Consider the following 18,940-nt stretch of genomic DNA (forward strand, 5'->3'; position numbering starts at 1 on the left):
TGAACGACTACTCAATCTTCATTTTGCTAACCTGCCATGCTGATCGTGAGTAATAAATCTGATTATTCAACTCAGGAAGACTGTCATAGGGGTATACAATGAATGATGGGCCTTTATCGCGGATGCGCATATATTCGCCATTGACCTTTAAGGCAAGTATGGCGTTGTATTTTTTGAAGTCACTGAGAGGGATGACGGTAGAGTAATCATTGAGCGCGATAACATTAATGTTTGATCCCTTCGCACCCACATAATCCATGAGTTTGCTCATTGGAACGCCCTCAAACTTAGTGCGGCCATTATACCAGGGGGATGTTGTCTCAAAACTCACCATACCCAGTTTTTCAAGGCTGGCGAGATCAAACACTGCTTTCCCATTATCATTGGTATTTTCTATATTACCGTAAATCGTTAAAATGGGTTTACCGACTGGTTTTGGCAGGTCGCCAGCCCAGGTCAAACTCGGTGCCAGACAGCATAACAGCAGTAGGATTAATCGCATTTTGGCCTCCACTTTTTTACCAGAAGTATAAGAATTATAATTTAGTTATCATACTAGTTTATATATTTTGTTGAGACGCTACTGTTTTTATACATTTTTTGCGTGTAAATCAAGTGAAATCAATGAGTTGTGTTTGTGAGGTGACAGGGTGTTTTCTGCATAAAAAACGGTTAAGTTGTTGAGATAAACCAATGTTACTTGAATAAACTCCCCCGCGTTTAAAAAATGATCGCTTTAATTGATTGATATTTTCTCACACTACTGATTTTACCCGGCCCGGTAACGTAAAAAAACACAACATAATGGGTGGCGAAGCCGTACGTTTATCCAACTGGGCGAGAACGTGTAAGCCACATTGTTGCTGGCGGGAAAAATTCATACCGGAAAACCTGTTTAATCAGCCCGCCTCCAGCATCCCAAAACTCACAATCCTTGACCGACCCAACTCTTTCGCCCGGTATAGGGCCACATCCGCGGCGCGCAGCAGGTTGTCACTCTGGGCATGCTGGGGATAGCTGGCAATACCAATCGAGACATCCACCGGCCCAATTTCTGTAAGCCCGTAGCGAAGCGACAGCTCATGCACGCCGTTGTAAATCTTCTGTGCGCAGGTGTGAGCCTCTTCTTCACCAGCACCGGAGAGCAGAACCAGAAACTCTTCGCCCCCATAGCGGAACGCCAGTCCATTGTCATGTGCCGCCCGCTGAACAATCGACGCCACGCTTTTGATCACCTGATCGCCCGCTTCATGGCCGAAGCGGTCATTGATGCTCTTGAAGTGATCGATGTCGATCATCATGCAGCTTAACGGTTCACCGTTACGCATCGCCTGCGTCATTTGGGTTTGCAGGGTATCTTCCAGATGATGACGATTACGCAAACCGGTAAGCGGGTCAAACAGGGCTTTTTCCAGCAATGCGTTGCGTAGTCGCTGGTTGGCGAGCGCCAGACCGAGTGCTTCGGCCATCAGTTCCAGATACGCGCGGGAAGGGGCATTATCCGCAGTGATATTCTGGAAGGAGAGCAAACCAATCGCCTCGCCCTGGGCGATAAGCGGCACGCACAGTGAACTATTCGACTGTGACTCCGGCAGGTGGTAACAGGCGATATCTGGCTCACCATTTACCGGCGGGTGGCTCTGCCCGCGACGCACGGCCCAGCACTCATCCGGATGGAACGTCGTCTTTTCCCCGATCGGTGAAAGCCATTGTGCGACACAGCGCATCTGCCACGGATCGCGGTCAAGCACGTAGAGTTGGCCCGCTATCCCCGGTGCGATATTCGGTGCAAACAGCTCCGCCACGTTAATCACATCGTTAAAGTTCTCGCACCCTTGCAGTCGCTGGGTCATGCGCGCGAGCAGCTCGCGGATGGCCCAGTCGGCATCGCGCTCTTTTTCCAGACGTTGTCGCGCCAGGCCGTTTTCACGGAAGATGCGGATGGCTTGTGCCATATCACCGATCTCATCAATCTGGTTGAAGTTCGGCGTTTCAACCGCGTAATCCTGCGAGGCCAGGCGGTGTACCACATCACTCAGACGCACCACGGGGCGCAGGACGCGGCGTTTCAAGATAAAGCCGAGAACAAACAAGAACAGCAGGGCGGTCAGACCAACCATCATCTCAGAGGCCGTACGCAGCGCTTTCGATTTTTTTGTCGCATCTTGAACGGAGGCGATGACGCGTTTGTCGAGGATCTGACGAAAATGATCGATTTGGTTCTGCGCGCGCTCCAGCTCCTGCTCATACGGGGCGCCATAGAGCAGGGCCACGGCCTGAGCGTCTTCTCCTCGTTCCAGGCTGGAAAGCGCGGTTTGCTGTTCATCCTGCAGCTCATCAATCATTTTTATCCCTTCACGCAGCAGAGATAGCTCATCATCTGATGCACCATTGTCCCGCAATTTTTCCAGCCGGAATTCAATGTTCTTCAGATAGCCCTCTGACTGCTGGTATTCCCTGAAGGTTTGCGGATCTTTTTTAATGACGTACAGGCGTGCCAAATCGGACTGCGCCCAGGCGTCGGTCTCCACATCTTCGGTAAGCTCATCAAAACGCTGGCGTTGTTCTACAGCATGACGTTCTGCGGTGTCGGCATTGGACGCCATCAGCATGATGATGCCTGAGGCGATGGTCAGGCAGACCGTGGCACCATAGGCCCAGTTGGTTATTGTCGCGATTCGCACCTGGTGATCCTTTTACGACATGAATAGGAGGGCGTTTTTTCAAATTATAGAAAACGGCTGATTTAAGGCGAAAAAAAAAGGCGGCACAGCGCCGCCTGGTGTGGTCTTTATCGTCACATCATCACAAATCTGGAGGGTTTTTTCCTTCTTCGATGAAATCGGCGTCCAGTTCTTCGGCGTTACCTTCGTGATCGCGCCCGGAGAAGAGGTTCCAGCAGGCAATAAACAGCGCGGCGATCAGCGGGCCAATTACAAAGCCATTAATGCCGTACAGCTCCATGCCGCCAAGAGTGGAGATCAAAATCAGATAGTCCGGCATTTTGGTGTCTTTTCCCACCAGCAGCGGGCGCAAGATATTGTCTACCAGCCCAACGATGATCACGAAGAAGCCCACAATAAACAGCCCCTGCCAGATCTGATGCGTGGCGAACAGGAAGATGGCGGCAGGCACCCAGACAATCGCCGAGCCGATGGCGGGCACCAGCGAGAGGAACGCCATCAGCGCGCCCCAGAGCACGCTGCCGTCAATACCCGCAATAGCAAACGCAATCCCGCCGAGGATGCCCTGAACCACCGCCACCGCCGCTGTTCCTTTTACCGTGGCACGGGACACGCCGACGAATTTGGCGAACAGGTGCTGCTTGGCGAAATCCGAGAGGGGGAGGGAGTCGAGGATCTGGCGCACCAGATACGGGCCGTCTTTCAGCAGGAAGAACAGCAGATAAAGCATGATGCCGAAGCTAATCGCAAAGCCAAACGTCCCTTTGCCAATCAGAAACGCGCTGCCGGCCAGATACTGTCCACCCTGCAGGGCGACATCCGAGAGTTTTTTCTGAATCTGTGCCGCGTTGTTCAGGTTGTGATCCGCCAGGAAACCACTGGCCCAGTCTGGCAGGTGGTTGAAGATGCTTGCCACTACTTCCGGGAATTGCGTGTTGTTCTCCTGTAGCTTGGTGTAAACCACGTTCAACTCAATGGCGAGTGAGGAGAGGATCACCATCAACGGGATGAACACAATCAGGCAGATGATGCCGATGGTCAGCAGCGAGGCCAACCCGTTGCGATCCCCTAGCGCGGCGCGCAATCTGTTTTTTACCGGGTTAAAAATGACCGTCAGGATCGCGGCCCACAGTATCGCGGAGAAGTAGGGCGACAGCACGTCGAAGAAGGCCCAGGTGACAAGGGCAAGTATAAAAATAAAGAAACCTTTGGTCAGTCCGTTAAAGCGCATCAGTCAGTCCTGGTTACTAAGAAACTGTGTCGACTATAGAACTGATTGTGAGAATTACCAACATTACGCCGGGTGGCGGGCAGTGTTACGGTATGAATCCGCTCTTCACGGATACCACTTTCGACTGACCGAAGATCGCCTCTTCCCGCACCATGCTGTATGTATCTGCTTGCGGAGGTGCTTATGGCCTGGCGTCCGATTCTTTATGTGATCCTCACCACCCACCCCAGACTCAGCGCGCGGCGCGCCCGTTTGCGTCTGGTCATCTAGCTTTTTATTAACAATCGCGGTATAACACACCTTCTTTGGATGTTTAGATGTCCATACGTATAGAAGGTAATATGCAAACACAACAAGAAAATGGGCAGCTTAAGCGCACCATGAAAACACGCCACCTGATAATGCTCTCGCTGGGTGGCGTGATTGGGACAGGGTTATTCTTCAATACCGGCTACATCATTTCCACGACCGGGGCAGCAGGTACGCTGCTGGCGTACCTGATAGGCGCGCTGGTGGTCTGGCTGGTGATGCAGTGTCTGGGCGAGCTCTCCGTGGCGATGCCGGAAACCGGCGCATTTCACGTCTACGCCGCACGCTATCTGGGTCCGGCGACGGGTTATACCGTGGCATGGCTCTACTGGCTGACCTGGACGGTAGCGCTCGGGTCGAGCTTTACTGCCGCTGGGTTCTGCATGCAGTACTGGTTCCCGCAGGTACCCGTCTGGGCCTGGTGTGTCGTGTTCTGCGCGGTGATTTTTGGCCTGAACGTGATCTCCACGCGCTTCTTCGCCGAGGGCGAGTTCTGGTTCTCGCTGGTCAAAGTGATCACCATCATCGCCTTTATTATTCTTGGCGGTGCGGCAATCTTTGGTTTTATCCCAATGCAGGATGGTTCGCCTGCGCCAGGCTTAACCAATATTACGGCTGAAGGCTGGTTCCCGCACGGTGGCCTGCCGATCCTGATGACCATGGTGGCGGTGAACTTTGCTTTCTCCGGCACAGAGCTTATCGGTATTGCTGCCGGAGAGACGGAAAATCCGCACAAGGTGATTCCGGTCGCTATCCGTACCACTATCGCACGCCTGATTATCTTCTTTATCGGTACCGTATTTGTACTGGCGGCGCTGATCCCGATGCAGCAGGCGGGAGTGGAAAAGAGTCCGTTCGTGCTGGTGTTTGAAAAGGTCGGCATTCCTTATGCGGCAGATATCTTTAACTTTGTGATTTTGACGGCGATCCTCTCGGCGGCCAACTCCGGGCTGTATGCTTCGGGCCGCATGCTGTGGTCGCTTTCGAACGAGAAAACGCTGCCGCGCTGTTTTGCTCGCGTTAATAAGAACGGCGTACCGCTGACGGCGCTATCCGTTTCTATGCTTGGCGGCGTGCTGGCGCTGTTCTCAAGCGTGGTGGCACCGGACACGGTGTTTGTGGCGCTGTCGGCGATTTCTGGCTTTGCGGTGGTGGCGGTGTGGATCAGCATCTGTGCGTCGCACTTTGTTTTCCGTCGTCGTCATTTACAGTCCGGCCAGCCTCTCTCGGCTTTGCAGTACCGCGCGCCATGGTATCCGCTGGTTCCCGTGCTCGGATTTATCCTCTGTGTGGTGGCCTGTGTTGGGCTGTGGTTTGACCCAAGCCAGCGCATTGCCCTTTATTGCGGGCTTCCGTTTGTTGCCCTGTGTTATGGTGCCTACTACCTGACCCGAAATATGACATCGCAGGAGCCTGAACATGTCGCAGAATAATCCGCTTACCGCCATCCTCGAAAAACAGCCGTTTGTGGTGCTGGATGGCGCGATGGCAACGGAGCTGGAAGCTCGTGGTTGTAATCTTGCAGACAGCCTCTGGTCTGCCAAAGTGCTGGTCGAAAACCCGGATCTTATCCGTGAAGTTCACCTCGACTACTACCGGGCAGGCGCGCAGGTGGCGATCACCGCCAGCTATCAGGCCACGCCTGCGGGCTTTGCAGCGCGCGGTCTGGACGAGGCGCAATCTCGGGCGTTAATTGGCAAAAGCGTGGAACTGGCGCGTAAGGCGCGTGAAGCGTATCTGGCTGAAAACCCACATGCGGGTACGCTGCTGGTGGCCGGTTCCGTTGGGCCGTATGGTGCGTATCTGGCGGACGGCTCTGAGTATCGTGGCGACTATGTACGCAGCGAAGAAGAGTTCACCACCTTCCACCGTCCACGCGTAGAAGCGCTACTGGATGCGGGAGCGGATCTGTTGGCCTGCGAAACGCTGCCGTCTTTTGGGGAAATCAAAGCGCTGGCGGCACTCCTGGCCGAGTATCCCCGCGCCCGGGCGTGGTTCTCCTTTACCCTGCGGGACAGCGAACACCTGAGCGACGGTACGCCGCTGCGGGAAGTGATTGCGAAGCTGGGGCATTATCCGCAGATTGTCGCGCTGGGCATCAACTGCATCGCGCTGGAAAACACCACCGCGGCGCTGAAACACCTGCAAAGTCTGACCTCGCTGCCGCTGGTGGTTTACCCGAACTCGGGCGAGCATTATGACGCGGTAACCAAAACCTGGCACCACCACGGTGAAGCGTGCGAGACGCTGGCAGGGTATTTGCCGCAGTGGCTGGATGCAGGGGCCAAATTAATCGGTGGATGCTGTCGGACCACGCCGAAAGATATTGCTGAGCTGAACGCGCAGCGCTGATGCCCTCACCCTCTCCCACAGGGAGAGGGAAAAAACAACACCGCACAAAATCAACTATCCTTTCCCGCTTTTTATCTAAAAACGAATCGTTATGAGCGATTCATTTTTATTCCTTTATCAAAATTCCCGCGCCGGAAATACTGCCCTCATAACAACAAGGGGAGCAGGCACTATGGCAATTTCATCGCGAATCACTCTTCTCGGCGCACTGGCGCTGTGGGCATTTCAGGCGCAGGCGGTAGACGTCACCGTCGCGTATCAAACCTCTGCGGAACCGGCGAAAGTCGCGCAGGCGGACAACACCTTTGCCAAAGAGAGCGGCGCGAAGGTTGACTGGCGCAAGTTCGACAGCGGGGCGTCCGTCGTGCGTGCGTTAGCCTCCGGCGATGTGCAGATCGGCAATATCGGATCCAGCCCGCTGGCGGTTGCGGCCAGCCAGCAGGTGCCGATTGAGGTGTTCCTGCTCGCCTCGCAGCTCGGTAACTCTGAAGCGCTGGTGGTGAAGAAAAACATCACCAAACCGGAAGATCTGATCGGTAAACGCATCGCTGTGCCGTTTATCTCCACCACCCACTACAGCCTGCTGGCGGCGTTGAAACACTGGGGCATCAAACCGGGTCAGGTACAAATTATCAACCTGCAGCCGCCGGCAATTATCGCGGCCTGGCAGCGAGGCGATATTGACGGCGCATACGTCTGGGCACCGGCTGTCAACGAACTGGAAAAAGACGGTACCGTGCTGACCGACTCGGAAAAAGTGGGCCAGTGGGGCGCGCCAACACTCGACGTGTGGGTCGTGCGTAAAGACTTCGCCGAGAAACACCCTGAGGTGGTGAAAGCCTTCGCCAAAAGCGCGATTGACGCCCAGCAGCCCTATATCAGCAACCCGGATGAATGGCTGAAGCAGCCCGCCAACCTGGAGAAACTCTCCCGCCTGAGCGGCGTGCCGGAAGCGGACGTACCGGGGCTGGTGAAAGGCAATACCTATCTCACCCCCGCGCAGCAGGTGCAGCAGCTGACCGGGCCGGTGAACAAAGCGATTGTGGATACCGCCACCTTCCTGAAAGAGCAGGGCAAAGTGCCTGCGGTGGCCGCTGATTACAGCCAGTACGTGACCGATCGTTTTGTGAAATAAGGAGTCCGCCATGCTGAATATTACAAATCTGTATGCCGATTACGCTGGTAAACCCGCGCTGGAGGATATCAACCTGACGCTGGACAGCGGTGAACTGCTGGTGGTGCTGGGCCCGTCCGGGTGCGGAAAAACCACGCTGCTGAATCTGATCGCCGGGTTTGTCCCTTATCAGCATGGCACCATTCAACTGGAAGGCAAAAAGGTGGAAGGCCCAGGCGCCGAGCGCGGCGTGGTCTTCCAGAACGAAGGATTACTTCCCTGGCGCAACGTGCAGGAAAACGTGGCGTTTGGGCTACAGCTTGCGGGCATCAATCGCGAACAGCGGCTGGAAACGGCACGGGAGATGCTGAAAAAAGTGGGGCTGGAAGGGGCGGAAAAACGCTTTATCTGGCAGCTTTCCGGCGGTCAGCGCCAGCGCGTAGGTATTGCCCGCGCGCTGGCAGCGAATCCGCAGCTGTTGCTGCTGGACGAGCCGTTCGGGGCGCTCGACGCCTTCACCCGGGAGCAGATGCAAACCCTGCTGCTGCGCCTGTGGCATGAAACCGGCAAACAGGTGCTGCTGATCACGCATGATATTGAAGAGGCGGTATTTATGGCCACCGAACTGGTGTTGTTATCGCCAGGGCCTGGGCGCGTACTGGAACGCCTGCCGCTTGAGTTTGCCCGCCGCTACGTCACAGGAGAACCCGTGCGCAGCATCAAATCCGATCCGCTGTTTATCGAACAGCGTGAATACGTCTTAAGCCGCGTGTTTGAACAACGGGAGGCGTTCTCATGAGCATCGTCTTCAGTGAAAAAACGCGCCGCACGCGTATGGTGCTGCGCTGGCCTTTCTCGCACCAAATCACACTGAGCGTCGGCACGCTGCTGGCATTACTGGCGGTGTGGTGGCTGGTGGCCGCCCAGCAGTGGATTAGCCCACTGTTTCTGCCACCGCCGGGACAGGTGCTGGCCAAACTTATTTCCATCGCCGGGCCGCAGGGCTTTATGGATGCCACGCTGTGGCAGCACTTAGGCGCAAGCCTGGCCCGTATTCTGGTGGCGCTGCTGGCGGCGGTCATCATTGGTATTCCGGTGGGAATTGCGATGGGGTTGAGCCCGACTGTTCGCGGCATTCTCGACCCGCTGATTGAGCTTTACCGCCCGGTGCCGCCGCTGGCGTACCTGCCGCTGATGGTTATCTGGTTTGGTATTGGTGAAACGTCAAAAATTCTGCTGATTTATCTGGCGATTTTCGCCCCGGTCGCCATGTCGGCGCTGGCGGGAGTGAAGAGCGCCCAGCAGGTGCGGATCCGCGCGGCGCAGTCGCTGGGAGCAAGCCGCACGCAGGTGCTGTTGTTCGTGATTTTACCCGGCGCACTGCCGGAGATTTTAACCGGACTGCGCATCGGCCTCGGCGTGGGCTGGTCCACGCTGGTGGCGGCGGAGCTGATTGCAGCCACGCGCGGTCTTGGATTTATGGTGCAGTCTGCCGGAGAGTTCTTGGCGACTGACGTGGTACTGGCTGGAATTGCGGTGATCGCCGTGATTGCCTTTGGATTAGAACTGGGGCTGCGCGCGTTACAGCGCCGCCTGACGCCCTGGCATGGAGAAATACAATGAGTGAACGTCTGACCATTACCCCGCTGGGGCCGTACATTGGCGCGCAGGTGTCGGGGCTGGATGTGACCCGCCCGCTGAGCGATAACCAGTTCGAGCAGTTGTACCACGCAGTACTGCGCCATCAGGTGGTGTTCCTGCGCGAACAGGCGATAACCCCGCAGCAGCAGCGCGCCCTGGCGCTGCGTTTTGGTGACCTGCATATCCACCCCGTCTATCCGCATGCGGAAGGCGTGGAGGAGATTATCGTTCTGGATACCCACAACGATAATCCACCGGATAACGACAACTGGCACACTGATGTGACCTTTATCGAGACGCCGCCTGCCGGGGCGATCCTGGCGGCGAAGCTGTTACCGGAAACCGGCGGCGATACGCTGTGGGCTAGCGGCATAGCGGCCTTTGAAGCGTTGTCCGCGCCGTTCCGGACGCTGCTGAGCGGCTTGCGGGCGGAGCATGTGTCAAGGCTCAATTGAAATGTCCGTTATCCAGCTCAATTAAAATGACCACTTTGATCTCTCATTCTCTTTACTGATAGACTTGGCTTTGTTGAATAAATCAGATTTCGGGTAAGTCTCCCCCGTAGCGGGTTGTGTTTTCAGGCAATACGCACGCTTTCAGGCATACCTGCTTTCGTCATTTTGTTCAGCGCTCGTACCAGGGCCATAGCCTCCGCAACCTGACCATCGTAGTCACGCAGCGTCAGTGAACCCCCGAACAGCTGTTTTACCCGGTACATCGCCGTTTCCGCTATCGAGCGACGGTTGTAATCTGTTGTCCATTTCCACCGCGCATTACTCCCGGTCATTCGCTGATTAGCCACTGCACGGTTACGGTCTGCATATTCACCGGGCCAGTAACCCGCACCTTTTCGGGGTGGGATAAGCGCGCTGATTTTCTTACGCCGCAGTTCATCGTGACAGAGCCGGGTGTCGTAAGCGCCGTCTGCCGATGCTGCCCTGATTTTTCTGTGAGTCTGCCGGATAAGACCCGGGAAGGCTTCTGAGTCCGTCACATTGTTCAGCGACAGGTCTGCACAGATGATTTCATGTGTGTTGCTGTCAACTGCCAGATGCAACTTTCGCCATATACGACGGCGTTCCTGGCCATGCTTTTTGACTTTCCACTCGCCTTCACCAAAGACCTTCAGCCCGGTGGAATCAATCACCAGATGCGCGATTTCACCCCGGGTGAACGTTTTGAAACTGACGTTAACCGACTTTGCCCGCCTGCTGACACAGCTGTAATCCGGGCAGCGTAGCGGAACGTTCATCAGAGAAAAAATGGAATCAATAAAGCCCTGCGCAGCGCGCAGGGTCAGCCTGAATACGCGTTTAATGACCAGCACAGTCGTGATGGCAAGGTCAGAATAGCGCTGAGGTCTGCCTCGTGAAGAAGGTGTTGCTGACTCATACCAGGCCTGAATAGCTTCATCATCCAGCCAGAAAGTTATGGAGCCACGGTTGATGAGGGCTTTATTGTAGGTGGGCCAGTTGGTGATTTTGAACTTTTGCTTTGCCACGGAACGGTCTGCGTTGTCGGGAAGATGCGTGATCTGATCCTTCAACTCAGCAAAAGTTCGATTTATTCAACAAAGCCGCCCCGCAGAGTCCGGAACGCTGATACGGATCCATATCATTAGTAACAGCGAAAGTACTGACATAATACCGAACGTCAGGCGCCAGCCAAGATAATGCCCAAGCCAGGTTCCCAGCGGAACGCCTAGTGAGAGCGCCAGCGGTGTCCCAGCCATGGCTATCGCCATAGCCCGACCCTGATGAAGCGGCTCAACAATTCGGCGTGAAAACCCCGCCAGCAGGCTCCACGCCAGTCCCGCAGCCGCCCCGGCCCCCAAACGCGCTAACAGGGTCAGGTAAACATTTGATGAAAGTGCGGTAATGGTATTAAAAATGAAGAATCCCGCTACGGTCATTAATAAGACATATTTCCGATTCCACGACCGGGTAACGATAGTTAACGGAATAGCGGCAAATAATGACCCGAGGGCGTAGACGGTGACCCACTGGCCTGCGCTAGCCAGCGAAATATTCATTCCCTTACTGATTTCTGGCAATAATCCTGCTGGAATAGTTTCCGTCATGATGCAAATAAATCCGGTCATCGCAAAAGCCATTAATGGCATATAGGGAAATGTGTCATTCATTTTCTGCATTTTGCAATACCGTTAATGTTTAATTAAGCCTGCCAGGTGCGCAGGCTTAGCGCCTAATAGAGTAGATCGTTAGTCAATTAAAGTGCCATGTTCAGTATTGTTTCCGCCACTTCAGCAGTAATTTTTCCATGTTCACCTAATGCGATGTGCCCATGTTCTTTTAACTTGCCGATAACAGCTGAAATATCTTCCGCGCCCAGACCATAATCAGAAAGTCGGGTTTTAACGCCCATCAGTTCAAAAAATTCCACGGTGGCATTGATAGCCTCATCGGCCATTTTTTCGCTATCAGACTCAGGAATATTCCAGACACGCGCACCGTACTGAGCCAGCTTTTCTGCTTTTTCCTTTTTGCACAAGCGCCATAGTGCAGGCATAACGATAGCGAGGGTACGGGCGTGGTCGATTCCGTATAATGCAGTAATTTCCTGGCCAATCATGTGAGAAGCCCAGTCAGTTGGGACACCTGCGCTCAACATTCCATTCAGGGCCATCGTCGCAGCCCACATGATGTTAGCTCTGGCGTCGTAGTTCTGTGGATTTTTAAGGGCTACTGGGCCTTCTTCTTTCAGCGTGCTCAGCAGTCCTTCCGCCAGGCGATCCTGCACCTTAGCGTTAACCGGGTAAGTAATGTATTGCTCAAGAACGTGGACAAAGGCATCAACAACCCCGTTTGCGGTTTGTTGTTCAGGCAGCGTGTAGGTCATTTCCGGTTCGAGCACTGAAAATTTCGGCATAACGTAAGGGGAGGTGAAAAAGAGTTTATCCTGGGTGGTCACCCGATTAATCACCGCCGTGTTATTCATCTCTGAACCCGTGGCCGCCAGGGTCAGCACGCATCCAAAAGGGAGAGCTTGTTTCACCACGCCGCCATAACTCTTGACGATCTCCCATGGATCATTTTCGTAGAGGGCTGCGGCGGCAATAAATTTAGTCCCGTCGATCACTGAACCGCCGCCCACGGCCAGAAGAAAATCAATTTTTTCTGTTCTGACAATCTCAACGGCTTTCATCAGGGTTTCATAATGAGGGTTTGCTTCTACACCGCCAAACTCATAAACCAGGGTGTTTGTCAGGGACTCTTTTACGCGTTTCAATATACCGTGTTTTATAACGCTGCCCCCGCCATAGACAATCATGACCTTTTTACCCTGCGGGACTTCTTGTGCTAACGCAGAAATTTGATCGCGACCAAAAAGAATTTTTACCGGATTATGATAGATAAAATCTTGCATAATGATTACCTCATTTTCAGAATTAAAAGCCGTCACTACAACGAGGACATATTCACGTCGTGGAATATAAAGTACCATTTTGAATTTTATTTATTAATCAACATAAATTTCACTTACTTGTGAAATTTATTTGATAATTAATGACAGACTGGTACGCTGACGTCTCCAGTAGGGACCGAGGAGGAGGAATCGTGTGGATGAATTAAAGGTTTTTTTAACAGTGGCCAGGCTGAAAAGCTTTACCAAAGCCGCAGCTGAAATAGGTGTGACACCCTCAGCCATCAGCCACACGGTGAAATCTCTTGAGGAAAGGCTTGGGATCCGCCTGCTGGCCAGAACCACCCGCAGTATCTCCACTACGGAAGCAGGTGAAAGGCTCATTAACGAAGTTGGCCCGTTAATGGAACAGGTTGATGATGCTATTAGTCGGTTGAGTGAGCTTAGGGAAAAACCCACTGGCGTCATACGCCTCACGGCGGCAGATGATGTTATCCAGTATTTGATCCGTCCTGTATTACCGGACTTTCTGAGTCGCTACCCAGATATTCAGATTGAAATCGGCATTGACTATGGATTTACAGATATTGTTGATCAGCGTTTTGATGCCGGGATTCGTCCGGGCGATGTTCTGAATAATGATATGATTGCCGCAAAAATAAGCCAGAACTGGCGCCAGCTTGTTGTTGCTGCACCAGATTATTTTAAGCGTTATGCTAAGCCCAGGAAGCCGCAGGATCTTTTGAACCACAACTGCATTAACGTCCGCTATTCTGATACGAGTGGATTGTACGCCTGGGAATTCGAGAAAGATGCTCAGAAATTCAGTCTGAAAGTCAAAGGGCAATATATTGCGAACAGCACGATTCATCAGCTCGATGCAGCATTAGACGGGCTGGGGATTGCCTATATTCCCGAGTATGTTGCAGATGGATATATCAAAAGCGGCAAGCTGATTGCTGTTCTGACCGAGTGGTGTCCATATTTTGACGGCTACCATATTTATTATCCTCACCGCCGACAGGATTCTCCTGCGTTTATGGCTTTTCTGCAACTTTTGCGCGACAGGTACAATAATGGAATAAGATAAATTTATGAGTAAAGGATTATGTCCACGATAAGCACCTGGGTCGATTCCTGGGAGGCGGCCATGAGGGTAGGGAAGCGCCGTCCCGTCAAGTCAGCGTAATGCTCTGCCAGTGTTACAACCAATTAACCAATTCTGATTAGAAAAACTCATCGAGCATCAAATGAAACTGCAATTTATTCATATCAGGATTATCAATACCATATTTTTGAAAAAGCCGTTTCTGTAATGAAGGAGAAAACTCACCGAGGCAGTTCCATAGGATGGCAAGATCCTGGTATCGGTCTGCGATTCCGACTCGTCCAACATCAATACAACCTATTAATTTCCCCTCGTCAAAAATAAGGTTATCAAGTGAGAAATCACCATGAGTGACGACTGAATCCGGTGAGAATGGCAAAAGCTTATGCATTTCTTTCCAGACTTGTTCAACAGGCCAGCCATTACGCTCGTCATCAAAATCACTCGCATCAACCAAACCGTTATTCATTCGTGATTGCGCCTGAGCGAGACGAAATACGCGATCGCTGTTAAAAGGACAATTACAAACAGGAATCGAATGCAACCGGCGCAGGAACGCTGCCAGCGCATCAACAATATTTTCACCTGAATCAGGATATTCTTCTAATACCTGGAATGCTGTTTTCCCGGGGATCGCAGTGGTGAGTAACCATGCATCATCAGGAGTACGGATAAAATGCTTGATGGTCGGAAGAGGCATAAATGCCGTCAGCCAGTTTAGTCTGACCATCTCATCTGTAACATCATTGGCAACGCTACCTTTGCCATGTTTCAGAAACAACTCTGGCGCATCGGGCTTCCCATACAATCGATAGATTGTCGCACCTGATTGCCCGACATTATCGCGAGCCCATCTATACCCATATAAATCAACATCCAGGTTGGAATTTAATCGCGGCCTCGAGCAAGACGTTTCCCGTTGAATATGGCTCATAACACCCCTTGTATTACTGTTTATGTAAGCAGACAGTTTTATTGTTCATGATGATATATTTTTATCTTGTGCAATGTAACATCAGAGATTTTGAGACACAACGTGGCTTTGTTGAATAAATCAGATTTCGGGTAAGTCTCCCCCGTAGCGGGTTGTGTTTTCAGGCAATACGCACGCTTTCAGGCATACCTGCTTTCGTCATTTTGTTCAGCGCTCGTACCAGGGCCATAGCCTCCGCAACCTGACCATCGTAGTCACGCAGCGTCAGTGAACCCCCGAACAGCTGTTTTACCCGGTACATCGCCGTTTCCGCTATCGAGCGACGGTTGTAATCTGTTGTCCATTTCCACCGCGCATTACTCCCGGTCATTCGCTGATTAGCCACTGCACGGTTACGGTCTGCATATTCACCGGGCCAGTAACCCGCGCCTTTTCGGGGCGGGATAAGCGCGCTGATTTTCTTACGCCGCAGTTCATCGTGACAGAGCCGGGTGTCGTAAGCGCCGTCTGCCGATGCTGCCCTGATTTTTCTGTGAGTCTGCCGGATAAGACCCGGGAAGGCTTCTGAGTCCGTCACATTGTTCAGCGACAGGTCTGCACAGATGATTTCATGTGTTTTACTGTCAACGGCGAGATGCAGCTTACGCCAGATACGGCGGCGTTCCTGGCCATGCTTTTTGACTTTCCACTCGCCTTCACCGAAGACCTTCAGCCCGGTGGAATCAATCACCAGATGCGCGATTTCACCCCGGGTGGGCGTTTTGAAACTGACATTAACCGACTTTGCCCGCCTGCTGACACAGCTGTAATCCGGGCAGCGTAGCGGAACGTTCATCAGAGAAAAAATGGAATCAATAAAGCCCTGCGCAGCGCGCAGGGTCAGCCTGAACACGCGTTTAATGACCAGCACAGTCGTGATGGCAAGGTCAGAATAGCGCTGAGGTCTGCCTCGTGAAGAAGGTGTTGCTGACTCATACCAGGCCTGAATAGCTTCATCATCCAGCCAGAAAGTTATGGAGCCACGGTTGATGAGGGCTTTATTGTAGGTGGGCCAGTTGGTGATTTTGAACTTTTGCTTTGCCACGGAACGGTCTGCGTTGTCGGGAAGATACGTGATCTGATCCTTCAACTCAGCAAAAGTTCGATTTATTCAACAAAGCCGTTTTGAAACTGACGTTAACCGACTTTGCCCGCCTGCTGACACAGCTGTAATCCGGGCAGCGTAGCGGAACGTTCATCAGAGAAAAAATGGAATCAATAAAGCCCTGCGCAGCGCGCAGGGTCAGCCTGAATACGCGTTTAATGACCAGCACAGTCGTGATGGCAAGGTCAGAATAGCGCTGAGGTCTGCCTCGTGAAGAAGGTGTTGCTGACTCATACCAGGCCTGAATAGCTTCATCATCCAGCCAGAAAGTTATGGAGCCACGGTTGATGAGGGCTTTATTGTAGGTGGGCCAGTTGGTGATTTTGAACTTTTGCTTTGCCACGGAACGGTCTGCGTTGTCGGGAAGATGCGTGATCTGATCCTTCAACTCAGCAAAAGTTCGATTTATTCAACAAAGCCGATAGACTTTCCTCCGACTGAAACAACAGGATGATTGAGCCCATGCTTCGATACGAGTTAACGCCGAACAATGCAGGTTTTATACTGTGGGGAGATTCAGAAGCCCTGAATGAATTACATGAACTCATTCATTACATCGTGGATGAAAGCCCACTGATTAAAGTTAAAGACGGATTTATGTTATCCCTTGCCTATGATATTCGTAAAGCACGGGAAGGTAATCGTCGTGTTGAGCAACATCAGTATGATCAACATGATACATATAAGCTTTATGGTGTTGAGCTTTTATGGCCTCTGGTCCTGGTACAGTCCTCAATACTCAGAAACTCAATGGGTTATATTCAGACAGACAAAAACCAGCTGTCTGTCATGTATGCCTTTGAATACCTGATAGAATCAGCATTAACAGAGTCTGAGAGAACAACGTCGAATGATATTATGCTAACAGTAAAATATGCATCAGACTCTGATTTTAATTTCATTGAGGATAATATTGACAGCAGGTGCTGCTATTTTATCAGCCTATCTCCGGAGCAAAGAAAAAAGCAGTTAATCAGTATTGTTCGTTCTTTTCATTCATTATGGGGTAAGTATGCCCGTGAAAAGCAGGACATAAAGATGCTGAACGAAATGAATAATACATCATGGGTCTGGCCGGACAATATCAACTGGTGAGCAACCACTGTCCGGCCAGTGAGTACCATCAGCGGGCTCTTTTACCAAAAATGTCCTCTGAACGTGACTGAAGCTGTTTGAGTGCTTCGAGCATGTCATCATTATCCAGTGAGCGCTGGGATTTCTTCCCTTCCTGCTTTGGCCGTCGTCGGGAAGGGCCATCTCCAGCGGGAATTGACTGAGAGCGCGTGTTATCCCGCTTGCTCTGCACCAGACTGATAAACTCCAGGGTTCGGCCAAGACGCTTGTTATCGACAATCGCGCCCTGGTCGATTTCTGACAGTCGGTCGTAGGTAGAGTAGGGAAGTAGCGTACCGTTCAGGCGCAGCTCTTTTCTGCCATCAGGATAGTGATACACATCGATATATTTACCTATTGCACGGCGACTCAGTTCGCTGTCTTCAATCAGGTACAACATTTTATCATATTGTATCGTCAACGATTTTGAGACTTTACGTTTTTCACGAACAGTGAAAATAAGCCCCAGGTCCTCATCATGTTCTACAGCACGGTGTACGTCAAAATCATGTCGCGGTACTTTGCCAAAACGGCGGTTATAGTCAGCCATATAGGCCTCAGCGAAGTCATTTGCAGCCTCCATTGAACAAATGCCCTGTAACCGCAGCTCTTTGACCAGACGATCCTGTAAAGTGAGGTGAGCTCGTTCTACACGCCCTTTGGCGGGACTGGTTTCTGCACAGATAGTCTGGATGTTCAGTTCATGCATGGCTCGCCCAAACTGAGTATGCCCGTCTCCGCCTGTGGCGTGTTTATTGTTAACACGAAAAACACCGGCTTTATCGCTGTACAGTGCCAGCGGTTTACCATGCTTATCGATATAGCGCCGCGTGGCTTCGAAGTAAGAAAACGTGGACTCCGATTTAACAAACAACAGTTCCATCAGTTTGCTGGTTGCATCATCAACATAGACCAGCGCGGTGCAGGCCGGGCCACGGCCTTCAAACCAGTCGTGATCACAGCCATCTATTTGTATCAGCTCACCAGTACACGGACGCCGGTACCGTGGTTGAGGGATCCTTGCGGCACGTTGTTTACGGGGAACCCATAAGCCAGCCCGCACCATGATGCGCCGGACAGTTTCTTTGCCAAGAAACAGTCCGTGGAGTTCTTCGAGCTTTTCACGCGCCAGAGTCGGACCGAAATCAGCATAACGCGTCTTGATCAGTTCCAGAGCCTGATCTGCGAGCCCGGGTGGCAACTGGCGGTTACCACGCATGCCACATCGTCTGCTGGCCATACCAAGCGGTCCGCCTTCACGGTAACGGGCAAGAAGTCTGCGGCATTGCCTGTCGCTGATACCGAGGTGCTCGGCCGCACGGCGCGTTGTGATGCGACGTTCAATGACGTCCTGTATAATCTTGATCCGGTTGATCTCTTTCAAAGTAAACACTCCTGAGCTTTCTGCGCTCATGATATGCCTCCCGGTAGTTTAAACGGACCAGTGAAGCTTACCATAGCGCGGACATCTGAATTGAGCCACAGGCGGACATTACTATTGAGCCATTACAGCATGACTTCAAAAAATCGTTCCAGGAGTACAAGTACCGTAAGAGCGAAGAAGAACATCAGCGCTGGCAGGAAGCGGTTGCAAAGCATCCACCGTTGCTACATCCGGTCGTGCGTACTCACCCGGTAACGGGCAAGCAGGCGCTGTTCGTCAACGAAGGGTTCACCACGCGCATTGTGGACGTGACGGAAAAAGAGAGCGAGGCGTTGTTGAGTTTCCTGTTTGCGCATATCACTAAACCGGAATTTCAGGTGCGCTGGCGCTGGCAGGAGAACGATCTGGCGATCTGGGATAACCGCGTGACTCAGCATTACGCCAATGCGGATTACCTGCCGCAGCGCCGGATTATGCAGCGGGCAACGATTTTGGGCGATAAGCCGTTTTACCGTGCGCCTTGATCCCCTCATACCTGGCCC

15 protein-coding genes and 4 pseudogenes are annotated in these 18,940 nt (G+C 52.4%); 9 read left to right on the plus strand and 10 right to left on the minus strand.

Features of this window, described 5'->3' with window-relative positions; genetic code table 11:
- Nucleotides 1-7: 7 nt before the first annotated feature.
- The 3 genes from AAHF05_RS04410 to AAHF05_RS04420 all read right to left on the minus strand — a co-directional run bounded on the left by AAHF05_RS04410 (nt 8) and on the right by AAHF05_RS04420 (nt 3,915).
- Nucleotides 8-502 carry a molybdopterin-dependent oxidoreductase gene (locus tag AAHF05_RS04410; RefSeq protein WP_049007691.1) on the minus strand — a complete coding sequence of 165 codons (495 nt, stop codon included), beginning with the start codon at nt 500-502 and terminating at the stop codon, nt 8-10.
- A 397-nt stretch (nt 503-899) separates the two neighbouring features.
- On the minus strand, nt 900-2,684 hold the full coding sequence (locus AAHF05_RS04415; protein WP_129323789.1) for a diguanylate cyclase: 1,785 nt from the start codon (nt 2,682-2,684) through the stop codon (nt 900-902).
- A 121-nt stretch (nt 2,685-2,805) separates the two neighbouring features.
- The gene (locus AAHF05_RS04420; RefSeq protein WP_028017702.1) at nt 2,806-3,915 is read right to left on the minus strand and encodes an AI-2E family transporter; all 1,110 of its coding nucleotides are present in this window, start codon (nt 3,913-3,915) and stop codon (nt 2,806-2,808) included.
- 341 nt (nt 3,916-4,256) lie between these two features.
- On the opposite strand from AAHF05_RS04420, the gene mmuP reads away from it, so the two are divergent.
- From mmuP to AAHF05_RS04450, 6 genes and pseudogenes are all read left to right on the plus strand, one after another.
- A complete protein-coding gene (gene mmuP / locus AAHF05_RS04425) occupies nt 4,257-5,657 on the plus strand; it encodes an S-methylmethionine permease (RefSeq protein WP_128348695.1) in 1,401 nt (466 codons plus the stop codon).
- On the plus strand, nt 5,644-6,576 hold the full coding sequence (gene mmuM, locus AAHF05_RS04430; RefSeq protein WP_129323790.1) for a homocysteine S-methyltransferase: 933 nt from the start codon (nt 5,644-5,646) through the stop codon (nt 6,574-6,576). The genes mmuP and mmuM overlap by 14 nt, the downstream gene beginning before the upstream one ends.
- A gap of 172 nt (nt 6,577-6,748) precedes the next feature.
- Entirely contained in the window at nt 6,749-7,711 is a 963-nt protein-coding gene (gene tauA, locus AAHF05_RS04435; protein WP_023293188.1) for a taurine ABC transporter substrate-binding protein, read from the plus strand.
- Between the two features lie 10 nt (nt 7,712-7,721).
- A complete protein-coding gene (gene tauB / locus AAHF05_RS04440; RefSeq protein ID WP_129323791.1) occupies nt 7,722-8,489 on the plus strand; it encodes a taurine ABC transporter ATP-binding subunit in 768 nt (255 codons plus the stop codon).
- Nucleotides 8,486-9,313: a taurine ABC transporter permease TauC gene (tauC, locus tag AAHF05_RS04445; protein ID WP_108090726.1), complete on the plus strand. Its 828-nt coding sequence runs from the start codon at nt 8,486-8,488 to the stop codon at nt 9,311-9,313. The genes tauB and tauC overlap by 4 nt, the downstream gene beginning before the upstream one ends.
- Nucleotides 9,310-9,768: pseudogene (locus tag AAHF05_RS04450) on the plus strand (TauD/TfdA family dioxygenase); the annotation flags it as partial. The gene tauC and the pseudogene AAHF05_RS04450, both read left to right, overlap by 4 nt.
- Nucleotides 9,769-9,908: 140 nt before the next feature.
- On the opposite strand, the gene AAHF05_RS04455 reads toward AAHF05_RS04450, so the two are convergent.
- The 3 genes and pseudogenes from AAHF05_RS04455 to AAHF05_RS04465 form a co-directional block, all read right to left on the minus strand.
- On the minus strand, nt 9,909-10,877 hold the full coding sequence (locus AAHF05_RS04455; protein ID WP_022652343.1) for an IS5-like element IS903B family transposase: 969 nt from the start codon (nt 10,875-10,877) through the stop codon (nt 9,909-9,911).
- Nucleotides 10,878-10,907: 30 nt separating this feature from the next.
- Nucleotides 10,908-11,474 (minus strand): annotated as a pseudogene (locus tag AAHF05_RS04460) (MFS transporter); the annotation flags it as partial.
- An 86-nt stretch (nt 11,475-11,560) separates the two neighbouring features.
- Nucleotides 11,561-12,718, minus strand: coding sequence for an iron-containing alcohol dehydrogenase (locus tag AAHF05_RS04465; protein ID WP_021243026.1), 1,158 nt, complete (start codon nt 12,716-12,718; stop codon nt 11,561-11,563).
- A gap of 193 nt (nt 12,719-12,911) precedes the next feature.
- On the opposite strand from AAHF05_RS04465, the gene AAHF05_RS04470 reads away from it, so the two are divergent.
- A complete protein-coding gene (locus tag AAHF05_RS04470; RefSeq protein ID WP_012695469.1) occupies nt 12,912-13,805 on the plus strand; it encodes a LysR family transcriptional regulator in 894 nt (297 codons plus the stop codon).
- A 136-nt stretch (nt 13,806-13,941) separates the two neighbouring features.
- Here AAHF05_RS04470 and AAHF05_RS04475 read toward each other — a convergent pair whose 3' ends face one another.
- The 3 genes and pseudogenes from AAHF05_RS04475 to AAHF05_RS04485 form a co-directional block, all read right to left on the minus strand.
- Entirely contained in the window at nt 13,942-14,757 is an 816-nt protein-coding gene (locus AAHF05_RS04475; protein ID WP_012695470.1) for an aminoglycoside O-phosphotransferase APH(3')-Ia, read from the minus strand.
- 160 nt (nt 14,758-14,917) lie between these two features.
- Complete coding sequence (locus tag AAHF05_RS04480) at nt 14,918-15,886, minus strand: IS5-like element IS903B family transposase (RefSeq protein ID WP_013815099.1); 969 nt, start codon at nt 15,884-15,886, stop codon at nt 14,918-14,920.
- A 31-nt stretch (nt 15,887-15,917) separates the two neighbouring features.
- A pseudogene (locus AAHF05_RS04485) lies at nt 15,918-16,289 on the minus strand (IS5/IS1182 family transposase); the annotation flags it as partial.
- A gap of 74 nt (nt 16,290-16,363) precedes the next feature.
- Between AAHF05_RS04485 and AAHF05_RS04490 the strand changes: the two are divergent.
- On the plus strand, nt 16,364-16,996 hold the full coding sequence (locus tag AAHF05_RS04490; RefSeq protein ID WP_001567369.1) for a DUF6904 family protein: 633 nt from the start codon (nt 16,364-16,366) through the stop codon (nt 16,994-16,996).
- 28 nt (nt 16,997-17,024) lie between these two features.
- On the opposite strand, the gene AAHF05_RS04495 is transcribed toward AAHF05_RS04490, so the two are convergent.
- A complete protein-coding gene (locus AAHF05_RS04495) occupies nt 17,025-18,428 on the minus strand; it encodes an ISNCY-like element ISKpn21 family transposase (RefSeq protein ID WP_001567368.1) in 1,404 nt (467 codons plus the stop codon).
- A 95-nt stretch (nt 18,429-18,523) separates the two neighbouring features.
- On the opposite strand from AAHF05_RS04495, the pseudogene AAHF05_RS04500 reads away from it, so the two are divergent.
- Nucleotides 18,524-18,922 (plus strand): annotated as a pseudogene (locus tag AAHF05_RS04500) (TauD/TfdA family dioxygenase); the annotation flags it as partial.
- Between the last annotated feature and the right edge of the window lie 18 nt (nt 18,923-18,940).

Origin of the sequence: Enterobacter adelaidei (assembly GCF_041937165.1) — a bacterium.
GTDB lineage: Bacteria > Pseudomonadota > Gammaproteobacteria > Enterobacterales > Enterobacteriaceae > Enterobacter > Enterobacter adelaidei.

Excerpts from the sequence above, each read along its gene's own strand:
- AAHF05_RS04410 (WP_049007691.1), bottom strand. The coding sequence starts at position 502 with ATGCGATTAATCCTACTGCTGTTATGCTGTCTGGCACCGAGTTTGACC.
- AAHF05_RS04420 (WP_028017702.1), bottom strand. The coding sequence starts at position 3,915 with ATGCGCTTTAACGGACTGACCAAAGGTTTCTTTATTTTTATACTTGCC.
- mmuP (WP_128348695.1), top strand. The coding sequence starts at position 4,257 with ATGCAAACACAACAAGAAAATGGGCAGCTTAAGCGCACCATGAAAACA.
- mmuM (WP_129323790.1), top strand. The coding sequence starts at position 5,644 with ATGTCGCAGAATAATCCGCTTACCGCCATCCTCGAAAAACAGCCGTTT.
- tauA (WP_023293188.1), top strand. The coding sequence starts at position 6,749 with ATGGCAATTTCATCGCGAATCACTCTTCTCGGCGCACTGGCGCTGTGG.
- tauB (WP_129323791.1), top strand. The coding sequence starts at position 7,722 with ATGCTGAATATTACAAATCTGTATGCCGATTACGCTGGTAAACCCGCG.
- tauC (WP_108090726.1), top strand. The coding sequence starts at position 8,486 with ATGAGCATCGTCTTCAGTGAAAAAACGCGCCGCACGCGTATGGTGCTG.
- AAHF05_RS04465 (WP_021243026.1), bottom strand. The coding sequence starts at position 12,718 with ATGCAAGATTTTATCTATCATAATCCGGTAAAAATTCTTTTTGGTCGC.
- AAHF05_RS04475 (WP_012695470.1), bottom strand. The coding sequence starts at position 14,757 with ATGAGCCATATTCAACGGGAAACGTCTTGCTCGAGGCCGCGATTAAAT.
- AAHF05_RS04490 (WP_001567369.1), top strand. The coding sequence starts at position 16,364 with ATGCTTCGATACGAGTTAACGCCGAACAATGCAGGTTTTATACTGTGG.
- AAHF05_RS04495 (WP_001567368.1), bottom strand. The coding sequence starts at position 18,428 with ATGAGCGCAGAAAGCTCAGGAGTGTTTACTTTGAAAGAGATCAACCGG.